Genomic DNA, 15,149 nt, shown 5'->3' with positions numbered 1-15,149 from the left:
GGTTCCGGCCTCACTTGAGTCCCGAGTGGGCCAGGCCCTCGACGAACTGACGCTGGGCGATGACGAAGACGGTCAGGACCGGCAGGACGGTCATGGTCGCGGCCGCCAGTTGGGTGTTCCACATGTCGCCCCCGTAGGCGTCGGTGAAGCGGGTGAGTGCCTGCGGCAGTGTGAACAGCTCCGGCGAGGTGAGGTAGACGGTGGGTTCCAGGTAGAGGTTCCACGAGGTGAGGAAGGTCAGGATCGCGACCGCGGACAACGCCGGCTTGGCCAGCGGCAGGAAGATCCGCCACCAGATCGCGGGGCGGCCGAGGCCGTCCAGCCGGCCCGCCTCCTCCAGCTCGGCCGGAAGGGCGATGAAGAACTGCCGCATGATGAAGGTGGCCAGAACGCACGGTCCGGCCAGCGCGGTGACCAGGATCAGCGGCCAGTGCGTGTTGATCATCCCGGCTTGTTTGAACATCTGGAACAGGGGGACGATCGTCACCTCGCTGGGCACCAGCAGGCCGGCCAGCACCACGAGGAAGATGCCGTTCGCGCCGGGGAAGCGGATCCGGGCGAAGGCGTAACCCGCGAGGCTGGAGACCAGCAGCGTGATCACGGTGACCAGGACGGCGATGTAGACGCTGTTGGCGTACTGCCGGGCGAACGGCTGGAAGCTGAACGCCTCGGTGTACGCGGACAGCGTGGGGTCGGCGGTCCACAGTGACGGCGGAGCCTTGAAGATCTCGGGCAGCGGCTTCACCGAGGCCGCCACCATCCAGACGGTCGGCACCACGAACGGGATCGCCAGGACCCCGAGCGCCGTTACCAGGAACGCCCGCCGGAGGACGGAACGCGACTTACTCCTCATGGAACACCCACTTACGGCGCAACTGCCACTGCACCAGTGTCAGCAGCATGACGAAGGACAGCAGCATCAGGGCCAGCGTCGAGCCGTAGCCGATGTGGTTGAACTCGAAGGCCTGCTGGAAGACGTAGTACACGAGCACGGTGGTGCTCAACTCCGGTCCGCCGCCGGTCAGGACGGCGATCTGCGCGAACGACTGCAACGCGCCGACGACGGTGATGATCGCGGTCAGCAGCACCGTGGGCGAGATGAGCGGCAGGGTGATCCGGGTGAAGATCACCCTGCTCCCCGCGCCGTCGATCCGGGCGGCTTCGTACAGCTGCGCCGGCACTCCCTGCAAGGCGGCCAGGAAGAGCACCATGTTGACGCCGACGCTGCGGATCACCTGCGTGATGGTCACCGAAAGCATCGCGGTGTCGCCGTTCTGGAGCCAGTTCGGCCCCTCGCCGACCACGCCGAGAAGCCCGTTGACGCCGCCGTTGTCCTGGAGAAGGAAGCCCCAGACCAGGGTCCACGCCACCACGGAGACGACGACCGGGGAGAAGAACAGGGTGCGGAAGAACGTCGCGCCGCGGAAGCGCCGGTTCAGTAGTACGGCGAGCAGCAGCCCCAGGCTGATGTTCAGGACCACGACCCCGCCGCAGAAGACAGCGGTCGCCCCCAACACCGAGGCCAGCTGCGGATCGTCGGCCAGGGCCGCGTAGTTGTCGGCGCCGACGAAGGTCTGCTCGCCGGTGAAGACGTTCCAGTCGTTCAGGCTGTACCAGATCGCCAGGCCGACCGGGATCAGTACGAACAGCACGACTCCGGCGAGCTGCGGCGCGATGAACAGATAGCCGGCGAGAACATCTCTGCGCCGGGTCGTCCAGTACGGCGGTCCGGAGGTGCCCCTGGCCCTTGCCGGCGCCCGGGAAGCGTCCGGTGTCCTCGAGCGGGCCCTCGTACGGCTCTTCGCGAGGGTCTTCGTGAGGCCGGTCATGGTCACTTGGCCAGGATCGGTTCGATCGCGGTGCAGACCGACTTCAGCACGGCGGGGATGTCGGCGTCGGCCTTCCACATCGCGTCCAGCGCGGTCTTGCCCTTCTGGGCGATCTCGGCCGGACTGGTGTGGTTGGGCAGGGTGACGGCGTCGGGCAGCTGGTCGACCACGGCTTCCTGGAGTTGCGCGGCGGTCAGCACCTTGGTGTCGGCGGCGAGCTTCGCGCCGGTGAGCAGAGACTTGCGCGGCGGCGGGAAGAACCGCGCCAGTTTCTGCGAGTTCGCCGGATTCGTCAGGTAGGCGAGGAAGTCCGTGGCCTGGGTCTTGTGTTTGCCGCCGGCCAGAACACCCACGCCGGCCTGGCCGATGACGGAGTACCGGCCGGCCGGGCCCGTCGGCAGCGGGTACAGGGCGAACCCGAACTTGTCGGTGAGCAGCGAGGCGCGGGAGACCTGAGCCACGGTGAAGGCGGCGTCACCGGCGAAGAAGTCGGCGGTCGTGCCGGGGCCGGGCATGGCCTTGGTCTTGAACGCGGCGTCGTGCAGGAAGGTGAACGCCCGCTGCATCTCGGGGTCGGCGAAGGTACAGGTCTTGCCGTCCGGGCTCCACGCGGCGGCACCGAAGCCGGTCCACACCGTGGACAGCATGTTCCACGACTTGTAGTCGAAGTCCCGGACGACGAAACCGCCCTTTCCGGTGTCCGCGTGGACGGCCGCGCCGGCGGCGGCGACCTGGTCCCAGGTCAGGGCCTTCGGGTCGATCTTCTGCCCGGCCTTCGCCAGCAGGTCGGTGTTCACGTACAGCGCGAACGGCGAGGTCGAGAACGGGTAGGCGTACAGCGTGCCGTCCCGGCTGAACTCCTTGGTCGCGCTGCCCTCCAGGTCGTCGTACTGCCAGCCGTCGGTCGCCTTCAGCTTGTCGGTCAGCCCGACCAGCGCGTCGGCGGCGATCAGGTCCGTCGACAGGTCACCCATCCAGGCCAGGTCGGGAGCGTTGCCGCCGGCTATCTGCGTGGTCAGGGTGGTGTTGTAGTCCTCGAAGGGCAGGCTCTCGAACGTGATCGAGGAGACCTCGGGGTGCTTGGCCCGGTACGCGGCGGCGATCGTGTCGAACAGCTTGAGCTGTTCCTCGTTCGAGGTCCAGACCGTCATCCGCAGCTTGACGTCCGTGGCGTCCGTCTCCCCGGCCCCGCCGGTCGACGCGCCGCAGGCGGCTGTCATCGTCAGCGCCGTCGTCAGCGCGACCGCGCCGAGCAGCTTTCTTGCTCTGTTCATGGTGTGGGTCTTTCCTGCTCTCGGCGCGTTGCGCCTTCGGTGGGCCAGGTCCTGTCCGGCGGATCTTCGGGGATCGGCCGGGGGCGTCTGGTGCGGTACATCGCAAGGCGGAGGATCGTGCTCGTACTGGACGTATTTGGATGATTCGACAACGCGGAGAGGTGCCGTGCCAGGCGTCCCGGGCCCCCGAAGATCCGCCGGGCAGGGCCTAGTAGCCGGCGATGTGCGGCCAGTGGAGTTCGATCCCAGCCGCGGTCAACCTGCCCTGGAGTCGGCCGACGAGGTCCTCGTCGGTCGCGATCTGCCGTGGGCTCAGGCCGAGTTCGAGGCAGTACGCGACGAGCTCCCCGGCCGATTCGCCGACGTTCCACTCGACCGGATGCAGCCGGTAGGCGCCGTTGGTGATGTGGGTGGTACCGATGTTCTTGGCGGCGGGCACCAGGTTCTGGGTGGCCACCGGGACCAGCGCGCCGAGCGGTATCTCGAACGGCGCGCACTCGACGTCGATGTAGTTGTCGCCACCGGTGGAGGGATGCAGATCGATCCGGTACATCCCCACCCCGACCGAGTCGTCGAACCGGGCCGGTCCGGCGTCCCCGCGGGCCTTGACCGAGATGTCCTGCTCCCGCACGGTGGTCAGTGCCCTGATCCGCCGGGACTCGCGGATGTACGGCGCCTGTGCGAACCCGTCGGCGGTGCCGACCAGGTCACCGCGCAGCCGCAGTCCCGGCCAGCCGCGGCCACCGTCCGGACGAGGCGCTTCGGTCTGAAGCCAGTACACGTAGGCGCGGGACTGCGCCTTCGCGGCGTCCAGGTGGAGCTGCCGGTCGTCGGTGTCGATGATCGAGCCGCTGACGTAGTCCAGTTGCGGCCAGTTGGCCAGCACGATGTCACTGTCGTAGAAGCCGTCGGTGAAGTTCTGCCGGGCGGCGATCCGCCGGAACTGCCACAGATCCCGGTCGCCCGCGTCGAATCGGGGGTCCCCGGTGGTGTCGCCGGCCGGGTTGACGTTCATGGTCCGTTCCTCTGGCAGGAGGGTCCGGGGGTTCGGCGCGGTGAAGGACAGCATCGGCGCACCCCAGAAGGGCAGTTCGAACGAGCGCCAGAAGTCGTAGTCGTCCGGCCTGGCGATGGTGTGGTCGCCCGCGACGTGATCGAAGACGAAGCACCACGCGATCGACTGCACGTTGCCCGGATCGGCGGCCTCGGGAGCGCTCGGCTCTCCGGTGTCGGACCGTCCCTCGGCCCCGACGACGTACTCGGTCCCGGTCAGCGGCAGCAGATCCCCGGTCTCGGTCCCGTCCAGTACGTACTCGGCGCTGATCACCGTCTCGGCCCCGGTGCGCGGGTCCGCTACGGTGACGGTACGGACCGTCGCGTCCTTCACCTCGGCCGCCACGGGTATCGCAGGGTGCAGGACGGTGAGCCGTCCGGTCGACCGGTACGGCGCGAGCAGGGCGGTGATCACCGCGTCGGCCACCCGCGGTTCGTGGCACAGCCTGCTCACCCGGCCACGGCCCGGGTTGAGTTCCCGGTCGGCAAGCGCGGCGGCCGTCAGCGGGTAGTGATCGCGGTAGTAGCGGCGGATGCCCTCCCGCAACGCGCGGTAGCGCGCGGTGACGCCGAACTGCTCCACCCAGATGTGCTCGTCGGGCGGCACGGCCTGCGAGGTGAGCTGCCCGCCGAGCCAGGCGTACTCCTCGGTCAGCACCACACGGCGGCCGTGTTGCAGCAGTGCCAGCGCCGCGGCGACGGAGCCGAGTCCGCCGCCGATGATCGCCACCTCGGCGGTGATCCTGTCGGTCATGACGGCGCGTCCGTTCGCGCGACGATGGTGTCTCCCGGCTCGACCTCGGCGACCAGCAGCCGCTCCCGGTCCAGCCCGGTCCACTCCTGCGGGGCCGTGGTGATCATGAGCTGGAGGAGATCGAGTGCCTCTGTCGCCAGTTGTTGCCTGGGGACGTGGAAGCCGGCCAGCGACCGGCCCTCCACGCGATGGCCGCGCACCTCACCGAGTGCGGCGAGCGAGATCTCGTCAGGTACGGCGACCCCGGCGCCGAACAGCGCGTACGCGACATCCTCCGCCAGGAACGCGTCCTCCGCGATGATCAAGGTGGCCCCGGTCGCCCGCGCCAGTCGGGGCAGGTCGGCAATCCGCTCCTCACCGACCAGCAGGAAAGCCAGCCTGCCCGCCGCCGAGGCGCCCTCAACGGTGTCGCGCCGGTCCCGGGCGGTCGGCGTGTCACGGCCGCGGTGGACGTACAGCGCCTGCTGGTGCCCGCCGGCCGCCGCCTGATCGATCAGCGCGGTGGTCGGGGTGATGTAGTCGATCGCCACGTACGGCACCGCGGCGGCGGTCTCGTCCCGGCGGCCGATCGCGACGAACGGGAACTGCTCGGCGACCAGCCGTTCCAGCTCGGACGCGACCATCTGCTGACCGAGCAGGACGCAGCCGTCGGTCAGCCGCAGCCGGGTCTTGCGGTGGAAGAGGCTGCGCGTGCCGTTCTCAACCGGTGAGGAGGTGAAGAACAGCAGGTCGCAGCCGATCTGCTCGGCGGCTCGCTCGATCCCGTTCAACAGCGGACCGTAGAAGTCCATGCTCTCGGGGGACAGCGCGGCCTCGTAGGTGAAGACGCCGATGATCTGGTTGTCCAGGCCGGCGAGCCGGCGGGCTGCGGGATCCGCGACGTACGAGAGCTGCTCGATCGCCTCCTTGACCCGCGCCCGGGTGGCCTCGGGGACCCGCACGTTCGAGCCGTCGCGGTCGTTCAACACCACCGACACCGTGGTCTGACTGACGCCTGCCAGCTCTGCGATCTCGCGTTGCGTGACACGGCGAGGTCTCGGTGACATCGCTCCTCCATCTGATAATGCCTAACTTCATCTGTCGGTCGTGACCGTAACGCACGAGGGATCACCACGGCAAGAGTCCGTTGACACCAGGGTAGTGAACTGGAAACGTGTCGTTCACGAAATTGAAGATAGGCATTATCAACTGCGCCGCCATGCGCTGGACAGGAGCGGACGATGGTCTCCGAAGGCTTCTCCCGACCCACCCTCAACCGCCGGGGCTTCCTCGGCGCGGCCCTCGCCGCCGGCGTCGTACTCGTCGCCGAGTCGGCCCCGACCACCGCGCACGCCGCGGCCGGCGACGTGACCCTGACCGCCGGTGGAATCAGCCTCTTGGCCGGTGCGGGCGGCAGGCTCGCCATCCGTGACGCCGGTGGCGTCACCCGGTCGGCCGGGTCGAAGTTCCAGGTCAAGGACAGTGTCACCGGCATCCACGTGTCCACCGGCGGCACTCCGACGCTGAGCGCGCTACCGGACGGGAAGCCGGCGATCCGGATGGACTACACGTTCGACGCCGCGGCCGGCCCGACCGACGTCACCGGCTGGTTCAGCGTCGGCACCTCCCATGCCGTGCTGGAGTGGCACATCACCGGGGCGGACACGCTGGTCCCGGACGGCTTCCTGTTCAGCCGGGCTATCCAGGCGCCGACCACCCCCGACGACTACGTCGCGATCACCGAATGGGTGCGCGACACCGGCGGCGGCATCCCGTACGAGACGACTCATGGCGTCGCGCACACCTCCGCCTGGGGGACCACGCTGCACGGTCTGTTCCTGCTGGAGCGGTCCCGCCAGGCATGGACGAACGCGACGTGGGTGCACGCGCCGGGTGTCGCCGACCCCGCCGGGGGCTGGACCAGCCGGGCCGACTTCTTCTTCTCCGAGACCCGGCCGTCAGCCACCGCCACCATCGGCCTGGGCCGCGAACTCGGCCTCGAACTCACCACGAACCGCGACTTCAACCTGTACGAGTCGGCCGGCGAGCAGATGGCGATCACCGCCCTGGTGGCCAACGGCGGCGCGGCCAGAACGGTCGACCTGGAACTGTGGGTGCGCGGCTTCGACGGCGCCCTGCTGGCCGAGACCACCACGACCGGCAGCGTCGCCGCGGCGGCCACCTGGCAGCACACCTTCACCTTGGCCGCACCGGCCGGCGGGATCGCGCTGGCCGAAGTGGTCGTCAGATCCGGTGACGACGAGGCGTTCGCCCGGACCAGTCTCGCGGTCCTGCCGTCATACGACTACCAGGCCGGCGCCGAGAGCATGTTCGCCGCCGCCAACTATCCGTGGCTGCGACGGCCGAGCGACGACGCCGTACTGGACCTGTGGCAGAAGGCCGGCATCAGCCTGGTCCGGATCGCCTACGACGGTGGCCCCGGGCTGCCGCCCGCCGCCTTCGACGCCCGCGGCATGCGGCACAACATCGAACTCCAGCCGTCGCTGGACGTCACCGACGCCGAGGCGGCCACCTGGGCCGCGGACAAACTGGCGGTGGCGGTCGGTGCCGGCGCCGGCTACTTCGAGGTCGGCAACGAGCTGAACAGGCCGTTCAACACGGGCGACGCCGCGCAGGCATACCTGGACAAGGCACTACGGCCGGTCTTCGACCGGCGGGCAGTCACCGGCGACACCATCAAGCTGATGAACAACGGACTGGCCGGCATGGACAAGCCGTGGGTGGAGAAGTTCATCGCGGCGGGCGGCTGGAACATGATCGACGCCTTCGCCTACCACCCGGGACGCGGCAACTTCACCCCGGACTACATACCGCCGGGCGACAACTGGACCACCGGCGGCAACGGCACCTACTGGAACTTCTACGGCGGCCTGCGCCAACTGAAGGCACTGATGGCCGAGCACGGCGACAAGGAGATCTGGCTGACCGAGGCGTACGCCCCCACCAAGCCCAACAGCTGGTGGCACGACACCTACCGGCATGCCGCCGAGAACGTGCTGCTGACCCTCGCACTGGCCAAGGCCGAGGGGGTCCGGGCCGTGTGCTGGTACCAGTTCCACGACAGCGTGCTCGGCATGCCGCAGGTCGCCGACCCGGACAACGCCGAGTACCACTACGGTCTGATGAACCGCGACCTCAGCCCGAAGCCGTCGCTCCTGGCGTACGCGACCGCGGCCCGCACGCTCGACCGGGCCACCTTCCGGGGCCGGCTGACCTTCGCCGATCCGCTGACGTTCGGCTTGTGGTTCGACACACCCGACGGCCCCGCGTTGGTGCTGTGGCACCGGGCCGACGGCTATCTGCTGAACACCGCCGGCCAACGCACCGACTGGCACTTCCCCGCCCCCGAGGTATGGACCGACCCCTGGCCGACCAAGACCAAGGTCGTGGTCGCCGCCACGACCGCCGTACAGGAGGTGGACGCGGTCGGCCAGGTCCGGCGGATCCCGGTCACCGGCGGCAAGGCGACGCTGACACTTGACGGCGCGCCACGGATCTACCACGGCCTCGCACCCAGGACGGACCGCCAGGGCCACCACACCCTGTCGCGGGCGGCCCGTTCGCGACGCCCCGGCGAACCTCGAACCGACGGCCACCGCTGACACCAGGGTCCGTTGTCGTTGCCTCCCCCCCCTCGTAGGGCTGGGAAGCGAATACGCAGGAAAGGGGCCGCCGCAGGAACCGGCTATGTGCTCCGGGTCGGCAGACAGGTGTCGATGACCTCGGCGACAAGGGCGGCGCCGCGGCTGTTCTGGTGAACGTGGTCGGTCGTGAGCACGAGACCTCGGCGCCGCGAGATCGTGTCGAAGCTGCGGCGCAGCACGGCGTGCCGGACGAGGACGCCGACCCCCGCCGCGGGCGTCGGGTCCCGGTACGGGATCGGCGCCGGGTCCGCTTGGTGTAGTTCCTCGATCTGGCGTTCGTGGAGCGGGAGGTAGGTCGCCTCGTTGGTGCCGGCAATCTCGGCGATCATCCGGCTGTACGCCTGAGATGCCTGCGCCGCCGCTCCGTCGAGTTGTTGGCCGAGGACCGGGAGCGACAGCAGACCGATCGTCGCGTCGGTCTCCGTTCGCAGCCGTTCGACGACGGCTCCCAGGCACTGCTGGAACCAGCCGGCCGACGGGCGCTCGGGGAGTCGCTTGCGCTTCATGGCCCGCTCGACGGGGTAGCCGACGAGGCTCGCTCGGGCGTCGTTGGTCCCGATCAGCACGGTGATCACGTCGGGCGGGTCCGCGACGACGGCATCGAGGCGCCGCAAGAGGTTGTAGGCGAAGTCGCCGTTGGCGCCGAAGCGGGCGAGCCGCACGTCCCCGGAAGGGTGGCGTCGTTCGAGAAGGTCCAGGTAGTCGACGCTGAGCTGCGCACGGGTGAGGCTGTCGCCGAGGCACGCGACGCGTGTCGTCACGGCGCTTGCGGGCCGGGCGTGCCGACGTGCTCGGTCGGGCAGGTGTCGGTCCGGGGTCGGTGGTCGGTGCCGAGGCCGGCGGTGATGGTCAGGATGGACGCCGGCCCCGCCATGTCGACCGCGTGCCATGCTCCGGCCGGGTTGACGGTGGCCTCGCCCGCCCCGAGCTCAACGCGGTCGGGCACCCCGCCCACGTCGCGGGTGACCGTCACCGACCCGCTGAGGCAGACGACCAGTTCGTCACCGGCGGGGTGGCGCTCCCAATGGTCGCCGGGGCCGTCGCCGTCGAAGATCGTCACCATCCGGCCCTCGGCGCCGTCCGCCGCGACCGCGGCGCTGTAGGCCTGGAGCACCTCGGGGTCCCAGGCGAAGCCCTCGACGGGTTTCGCTCTCGATCCCAGCCCGAGGTGCACGGGGGTGGTCCGCAGGTCGATGGCGTTGCGTTCGCAGTTGACGAGTCTCATGCCGACGATCGTCACAGGACGGCGACCGGGTGGTCTTGAAGGAAAGGGAACGGAAGCCGACGCGACGGGCAGCCGGCCGGCGACTACCCGGTCCCGAGGAGGACTTCGCCGCGACGCCAGGCCGTCGGCGATCGGCCCGTGAACTCGCGCCAGTCCCGAACGAGATGGGCCTGGTCGGCGTAGCCGGAGACGGTCGCCACATCGGCCCACGGGAGCGGGTCGTGCGCCGTCGCCAGTTCGTGTGCCTGCTCGAAGCGTAGAACTCGGGCGAAGGTCTTCGGCGACAGGCCCACCTCACCGCGAAACCGCTCGGTGAGATACCGACGGCTCCAGCCCAGTTCCGCGGCGACCGCCCCCACCTGGACGCGGCCCCGCGCGGCGACGAGGAGGCGCCAGGCCTCGGCCACCTCGGGGCGTGGCCGGGGGACGCGGTCGTTGCCGGCGCTGCGGCCGACGGCTCGCAGGAGCAACTCGTCCAGCGCGGCGAACCGCGCGGCCCATGTCGTCGCCGCTCGGAGCCGGTCGACCAGCTCGACGCCAAGCGCTCCGAGAAGCTCGTCGAGTGGGACCAGCCGGTGGGCGAGCACAGCGGCGGGCATGCCGTAGACGGCCCGAGCCCCGAGCGGTGTCAGCGACACCTGCACGCCTTGCTGGCGTCCGTCATGGTGGATCGCGACGGATCGGCACATCAGACCGCCGGCCACGCTGCCGAATCGGGTGACCGGTGACCCGTCGTCGACGCCCGCGGCCACCTCCAAAGGGTCGGACAGGCTGATCACCGCAGTGAGCACGCGGCCCGGCGGACCGCAGTGCACCCCCGCCGGGAACCCGCGAAGGTCGAAACCGGCATACGAGCTGACGTACCGTCGCAAGGCGGGCGCCGGAGGTGCATCGATCCTGGTGGCCGTATGGTCTTCCACCGTCGTCAGTGTACGAACCGGCGCTCTACTGATGGACTCTCGCCATCAACTGTCGCTGGTTCCCCGAGGTACCCAGCCTGCTGGTGACCTTCCGTGATCTCCGGCGGCGTATCGGCTCCAGGTCTGCCTGCCCGGACGGCCGGCCGCCCTGAGAGACCTGCCGGGCCAGGGCTTCAGCCCCCTCCCGGTCGGAGGCCAACTCCCGCAATTCCGCAGCCGGTACAGGGCGTCGGTGCTGCCACCACGGGGCCACGGGGCCGGGAACGGTGACGGGGGTGGGCGGGCGTCGTGAAGGTCGGGGGGCGCAGGGCGGCTTGATTGCCGTGGACGGGCAAGGCGAGTTCAGCGAAGGCGGCTTCGGCCCAGTCGTCGGTGAGGAAGTCGTGGGGGAGAGGGCGTCCGACGTTGAGGCGGCGGGCGTCCGTCGCCGCTTCCAGCAGCGCTTTGGCTGCCGGGGGGACGCAGCCCGGGAGGGCTCTGGACGCATCGACCAGTACGCCGCGACCGCGTTTGTGGGCGCCTACCGGTTCACCGTGGACATACCTGCCTCGTCGTAGCGCTGTCCGGCGGCCTTGGGGACCTCGGCGTCGATGCGGGTGAGGTCGTCCGCCGTCAGCTCGACGTCCAGCGCGCCGGCGTTCTGTTCGAGGTAGGTCCGGCGCTTGGTGCCCGGGATCGGGACCAGGTCCTCGCCCTGCGCCAGCACCCACGCGATGGCGAGCTGAGCGGGCGTGATGCCCTTTTCGGTGGCGATCTCCTTCACCTTCGCCGCGAGCCGCAGGTTGGCGTCGAGGTTGTCGCCGGTGAAGCGGGGACCGCTGCGCCGGAAGTCGTCCTTGTCGAGTTCCTCCGGGGAGGAGAACCTGCCGGCGAGGAAACCGCGGCCCAGCGGGGAGTAGGGCACGAACCCGATGCCCAGCTCGCGGCAGACGGGCAGGACCTCGGCCTCGGGGTCCCGGCTCCACAGCGAGTACTCCGTCTGTACCGCCGTGATCGGGTGCACGGCGTGGGCGCGCCGGATCGTCTCCGCGCTCGCCTCGCTCAGGCCGATGTGGCGCACTTTTCCGTCGGCGACCAGTTCGGCCATCGCCCCGACGGTCTCCTCGATCGGCACCTGCGGATCGACTCGGTGCTGGTAGTAGAGGTCGATGTGGTCGGTGCCCAGCCGCTTCAGGGAGCCTTCGATCGAGCTGCGGACGTGCTCTGGCGAACCGTCCTGCCGTCCGACCGTGCCCGGGTCGCCGGGGATGGCATCGTCCATGCGGAGATTGAATTTCGTGGCGATCACGTACTCGTCGCGGTGACCCTTCACCGCGCGGCCGACCAGGGACTCGTTGGTGAGCGGGCCGTACACCTGGGCGGTGTCCAGGAAGGTCACTCCCAGTTCGAGAGCACGCTGGATCGTCCTGATGCCCTCGGCCTCGTCGGTGGTGCCGTAGAAGGCGGACATCCCCATGCAGCCGAGGCCGAGCGGTGAGACCTTCAGATCCCGAAGTGTGCGTGTGCGCTGTTTCATCGTTGTGTGGCCCTTCGACGCTGGTGTCGTGCGGCCCCGAAGGGCGTCTCCGAGGCCTGGGCGACGCCCGTCGTTCCACAGCCGCCGCGATCCGGTCCGCAGACCGGCCACCTCCCATGAAACGACCGCGGTGGCGTTCCGGCATCCCGGCACCTCTGCACGGACGCTCCGGACGCCAGGCGCCTGACGCCCGCCGATGAGTACGGTGAGATCTGGCTGGTGGTGGTTCTTGTCGGCTCCGGAAGTCCTTCGGCGGATGTCGGTGTACAGGAGTCCGCGCCGTGTCGGCGGTCAGATGCCGGGCCGGTAGCGCATCGGGTGGTCCTGGGGCACTTCGACGATGCAGATCATTACGCCGTCCGGATCGGCGATCCACATCTCGATCAGTCCCCAGGGCTCCTTTCTGGGCGGCCGCGGCATCTCGACGCCCCGCGGTACGAGCTGCTCGTACGTCGCCTGCGCGTCTTCGACCTGGAGCCACAGTTGAAGGCCGGGGGAGGGCGGGGTGTCGGAGCGGCCCGAGACCTCGAGGAAGCCGCCGCCGAGGAAGTAGACGGTGCCGCGCTCGGGTCCGGCGCCGAACTCGCGGTAGACCGACAGGCGAAGTTTCTCGCCGTAGAAGACCCGTGAGCGCTCGGGGTCGGTGGGCCGGAGCAGAATCCTGCTGCTCAGTACATGCACCATGCGGTCACACCCTGTCCGGAGATGACTGGATCCAAGAGAGCGCGTACCGCACGGCCTTGATGCCGCGTCAGGGGAAACGGCAGCGAAGGCGCAACGGTATGGGCAGGCGTTGACATAGCGTGCCTAACGCTCCGCGACGGCCGGCGTCACTGCCGGGCCGGACAAGTCGTGTGCGCACGGTGGCGCCGACCTGCTCAACCCCGCCGCCAACGCTCACCCTGCTCGCGAACCGCATCTCCGGCGCCCGGCCGCACATCTCTCCAGTCGCCGCGCGTTGTGCTTCAGCGTGGTGAACATCGAGCCGTACTCGCCGAAGCCGAAGCCGAAGCCGAAGCCGATCTCGGTTCCGGCGCGCCCGGTCGAGCGATCGGGACGGGCGCGCGGCAGGCCATCGCCCCGGTTTCGGGGCGACCGCCCGCCACGAAGAGGTTCGGTCCTTGGTGAGTACGGGTCGGTCATTGGAGGGGATGGTTCAGTTCCCGGAGCCGACGACGGCGGTCACGCGGATCTCCACGCGCATGGCGGCGAGGCCGAGGACCGTGACGCCGGTCTCGGTCCAGATCGGCGCGCGGCCGTCGAGGCGACGGCGGAACTGCTCGGCCATGACCGTGTTGTGGTCGTCGCCGATGACGTCATCTCCGGGTGCGACCTTGTGGTACGAGTTGACGTGGATGACGTCCTTCCATGTCGCGCCGACCGTGGCGAGCGTGCGCTCCACGTTGTCGAAAGCCTGGATGATCTCGTCTTCCAGCGAGTCGGGGATGACCAGGTCGTCATCCACCCCGGCCTGCCCGGAGGTCTCGACCCGGTCGCCGACGCGGACGGCCCCGCTGTAGCCGAGTGCCTCGTGCAGCTTCTCGCCGTAGCCCGGAGCGATGCCGAAGGTGACGGTGCTCATGATGCTTCCTCTTCCTGTCCACAGGCGTGTGTTTTCTCTTGTGTGAGTTCACGCGTAAAGTGAGACTAGCAAGCGATGACTTCAAGCGCAAAGTGATGGCGGACTTCGCCGGAGGGGCTGGAAGATCCATGAGCAGCACGGGAGGGTCCATGAGCGGCACGGGCGAACACGAGGGCGATGAGGAGCTGCGCTGGCTCGACGAGCAGGAGAAGGCGGCGTGGACGGGGCTGATCTCCCTCGTCCTGCTGCTGCCCGGCAAGCTGGAGTCGCCGCTGCGGCAGGAGCACGGCCTCACCCTGTTCGAGTACCTCGTGCTCAGTCACCTCTCCGAGGCCCCGCAGCGCAAGCTGCGGATGGGGGAGCTCGCCTTCCTCGCCAGCGGGTCGCTCTCCCGCCTGTCCAACGTCATCAAGCGCTGTGAACAGCGCGACTGGGTCGTACGGACGCCCGACCCGGCCGACGGCCGTTACACCCTCGCCGAGCTCACCGACACCGGCTTCGACATCGTGCAACTGGCGGCGCCCACGCACCTGCGTGCCGTACGCGGCATCGTCCTCGACTCGCTCAACACGGCCGACCAGAAGGCTCTCGCCCGCATCGCGCAGAAACTCCGCATCGTCCCCGACGACTTCGGCTGACAGTCGTCCGATGCGACGAGAGGCCGCGCCGGCAAGGGGGTTCGCGGTATGCCGACCATGAACGAGAACACTGTTCTTGACTTCGCCCGGAGGGGTGAGGCATGGTTTTCCTCAACAGAGAACAGTGTTCTCGATTCTCGTCTCTCCTCACCAAAGGATGCCCGTCATGGCCACAGTGACCACCACGGTCCACAGCACCCCGTCCCGGCGTTGGGATCTCATCGGCCGAGGCCTGATGGGCCTCAACTCCGCCGTCACGTTCGCGGTGTTCGTCAACGGGTTCTTCCTGATGGCGGAAGCGAGTGACGACCGCTTGATGGTGGAGGGATGGCGGACCTTCGGCTACTTCGTGTTCAGCGCGATGTGGGCGATGCTCGCCTACCGGCCGCGGCACGTTCCGGCGATCTGGGAACTGGTGATCCTCCACAAGGTCGCGGCGGCGGTGCTCGCCTTCACCATCCTGGACACCACCGAGGGCATGCAGTCCTCGATCACCGACTCCACGGTCGCGGCGTTCACGATCTTCGCCTACATCGTCTGCCGCGGATGGGAGTCGTGGCGAGTCGTCCAGCGTGGGAACGCCCCGCTGAACGCGGCCTGAGCCGGTCACCCCCCGCGGGGGGGGGGGGGGGGGGGGGGGGGCCCCCCCCCCCCCCCCCCCCCCCCCCCCCCCCCCCCGGCCCCCCCCGACCGGGAGGATGGAGCGGGGGGCGG

The 15,149-nt window shown here is 69.3% G+C and carries 14 protein-coding genes; 3 read left to right on the top strand and 11 right to left on the bottom strand.

Annotated elements, in window-relative coordinates; translation table 11 throughout:
* Window positions 1-10 precede the first annotated feature (10 nt).
* The 5 genes from ACFWHU_RS00720 to ACFWHU_RS00700 all read right to left on the bottom strand — a co-directional run bounded on the left by ACFWHU_RS00720 (window position 11) and on the right by ACFWHU_RS00700 (window position 5,956).
* Window positions 11-853 (bottom strand): carbohydrate ABC transporter permease, encoded by an 843-nt coding sequence (locus ACFWHU_RS00720; RefSeq protein ID WP_385793198.1) that lies wholly within the window; start codon window positions 851-853, stop codon window positions 11-13.
* Window positions 843-1,829: a carbohydrate ABC transporter permease gene (locus tag ACFWHU_RS00715; RefSeq protein ID WP_387223921.1), complete on the bottom strand. Its 987-nt coding sequence runs from the start codon at window positions 1,827-1,829 to the stop codon at window positions 843-845. Before ACFWHU_RS00715 ends, ACFWHU_RS00720 begins: the two co-directional genes overlap by 11 nt.
* 2 nt (window positions 1,830-1,831) lie before the next feature.
* Entirely contained in the window at window positions 1,832-3,103 is a 1,272-nt protein-coding gene (locus ACFWHU_RS00710; protein ID WP_387222890.1) for an ABC transporter substrate-binding protein, read from the bottom strand.
* Window positions 3,104-3,311: 208 nt separating this feature from the next.
* The gene (locus ACFWHU_RS00705; RefSeq protein WP_387222887.1) at window positions 3,312-4,910 is read right to left on the bottom strand and encodes an FAD-dependent oxidoreductase; all 1,599 of its coding nucleotides are present in this window, start codon (window positions 4,908-4,910) and stop codon (window positions 3,312-3,314) included.
* Window positions 4,907-5,956, bottom strand: coding sequence for a LacI family DNA-binding transcriptional regulator (locus ACFWHU_RS00700; RefSeq protein WP_385793201.1), 1,050 nt, complete (start codon window positions 5,954-5,956; stop codon window positions 4,907-4,909). Before ACFWHU_RS00700 ends, ACFWHU_RS00705 begins: the two co-directional genes overlap by 4 nt.
* Window positions 5,957-6,130: 174 nt before the next feature.
* On the opposite strand from ACFWHU_RS00700, the gene ACFWHU_RS00695 reads away from it, so the two are divergent.
* On the top strand, window positions 6,131-8,512 hold the full coding sequence (locus ACFWHU_RS00695; RefSeq protein ID WP_387222883.1) for a hypothetical protein: 2,382 nt from the start codon (window positions 6,131-6,133) through the stop codon (window positions 8,510-8,512).
* Between the two features lie 83 nt (window positions 8,513-8,595).
* Here ACFWHU_RS00695 and ACFWHU_RS00690 read toward each other — a convergent pair whose 3' ends face one another.
* The 6 genes from ACFWHU_RS00690 to ACFWHU_RS00665 form a co-directional block, all read right to left on the bottom strand.
* Window positions 8,596-9,315 carry an SGNH/GDSL hydrolase family protein gene (locus tag ACFWHU_RS00690; RefSeq protein WP_387222881.1) on the bottom strand — a complete coding sequence of 240 codons (720 nt, stop codon included), beginning with the start codon at window positions 9,313-9,315 and terminating at the stop codon, window positions 8,596-8,598.
* Window positions 9,312-9,779 (bottom strand): cupin domain-containing protein, encoded by a 468-nt coding sequence (locus ACFWHU_RS00685; protein ID WP_387222878.1) that lies wholly within the window; start codon window positions 9,777-9,779, stop codon window positions 9,312-9,314. Before ACFWHU_RS00685 ends, ACFWHU_RS00690 begins: the two co-directional genes overlap by 4 nt.
* Window positions 9,780-9,862: 83 nt before the next feature.
* Window positions 9,863-10,699 (bottom strand): helix-turn-helix domain-containing protein, encoded by an 837-nt coding sequence (locus ACFWHU_RS00680; RefSeq protein WP_387222876.1) that lies wholly within the window; start codon window positions 10,697-10,699, stop codon window positions 9,863-9,865.
* A gap of 520 nt (window positions 10,700-11,219) precedes the next feature.
* Entirely contained in the window at window positions 11,220-12,215 is a 996-nt protein-coding gene (locus tag ACFWHU_RS00675) for an aldo/keto reductase (protein WP_387222874.1), read from the bottom strand.
* 291 nt (window positions 12,216-12,506) lie between these two features.
* Window positions 12,507-12,899 (bottom strand): VOC family protein, encoded by a 393-nt coding sequence (locus ACFWHU_RS00670; protein ID WP_385793209.1) that lies wholly within the window; start codon window positions 12,897-12,899, stop codon window positions 12,507-12,509.
* Window positions 12,900-13,371: 472 nt separating this feature from the next.
* The gene (locus ACFWHU_RS00665; RefSeq protein ID WP_387222871.1) at window positions 13,372-13,797 is read right to left on the bottom strand and encodes a Rid family hydrolase; all 426 of its coding nucleotides are present in this window, start codon (window positions 13,795-13,797) and stop codon (window positions 13,372-13,374) included.
* A gap of 128 nt (window positions 13,798-13,925) precedes the next feature.
* Between ACFWHU_RS00665 and ACFWHU_RS00660 the strand changes: the two genes are divergently transcribed.
* The gene (locus ACFWHU_RS00660; protein ID WP_387222868.1) at window positions 13,926-14,435 is read left to right on the top strand and encodes a MarR family winged helix-turn-helix transcriptional regulator; all 510 of its coding nucleotides are present in this window, start codon (window positions 13,926-13,928) and stop codon (window positions 14,433-14,435) included.
* Between the two features lie 166 nt (window positions 14,436-14,601).
* On the top strand, window positions 14,602-15,036 hold the full coding sequence (locus ACFWHU_RS00655; RefSeq protein WP_385793212.1) for a hypothetical protein: 435 nt from the start codon (window positions 14,602-14,604) through the stop codon (window positions 15,034-15,036).
* The last annotated feature ends 113 nt before the right edge of the window (window positions 15,037-15,149 follow it).

Source organism: Streptomyces sp. NPDC060366 (genome assembly GCF_042725135.1).
In the GTDB taxonomy this organism is placed as follows: Bacteria; Actinomycetota; Actinomycetes; order Streptomycetales; family Streptomycetaceae; genus Streptomyces.
The sequence above is the reverse complement of the archived record's forward strand: the minus strand, read 5'-3'. Positions and strand labels throughout refer to the sequence as shown.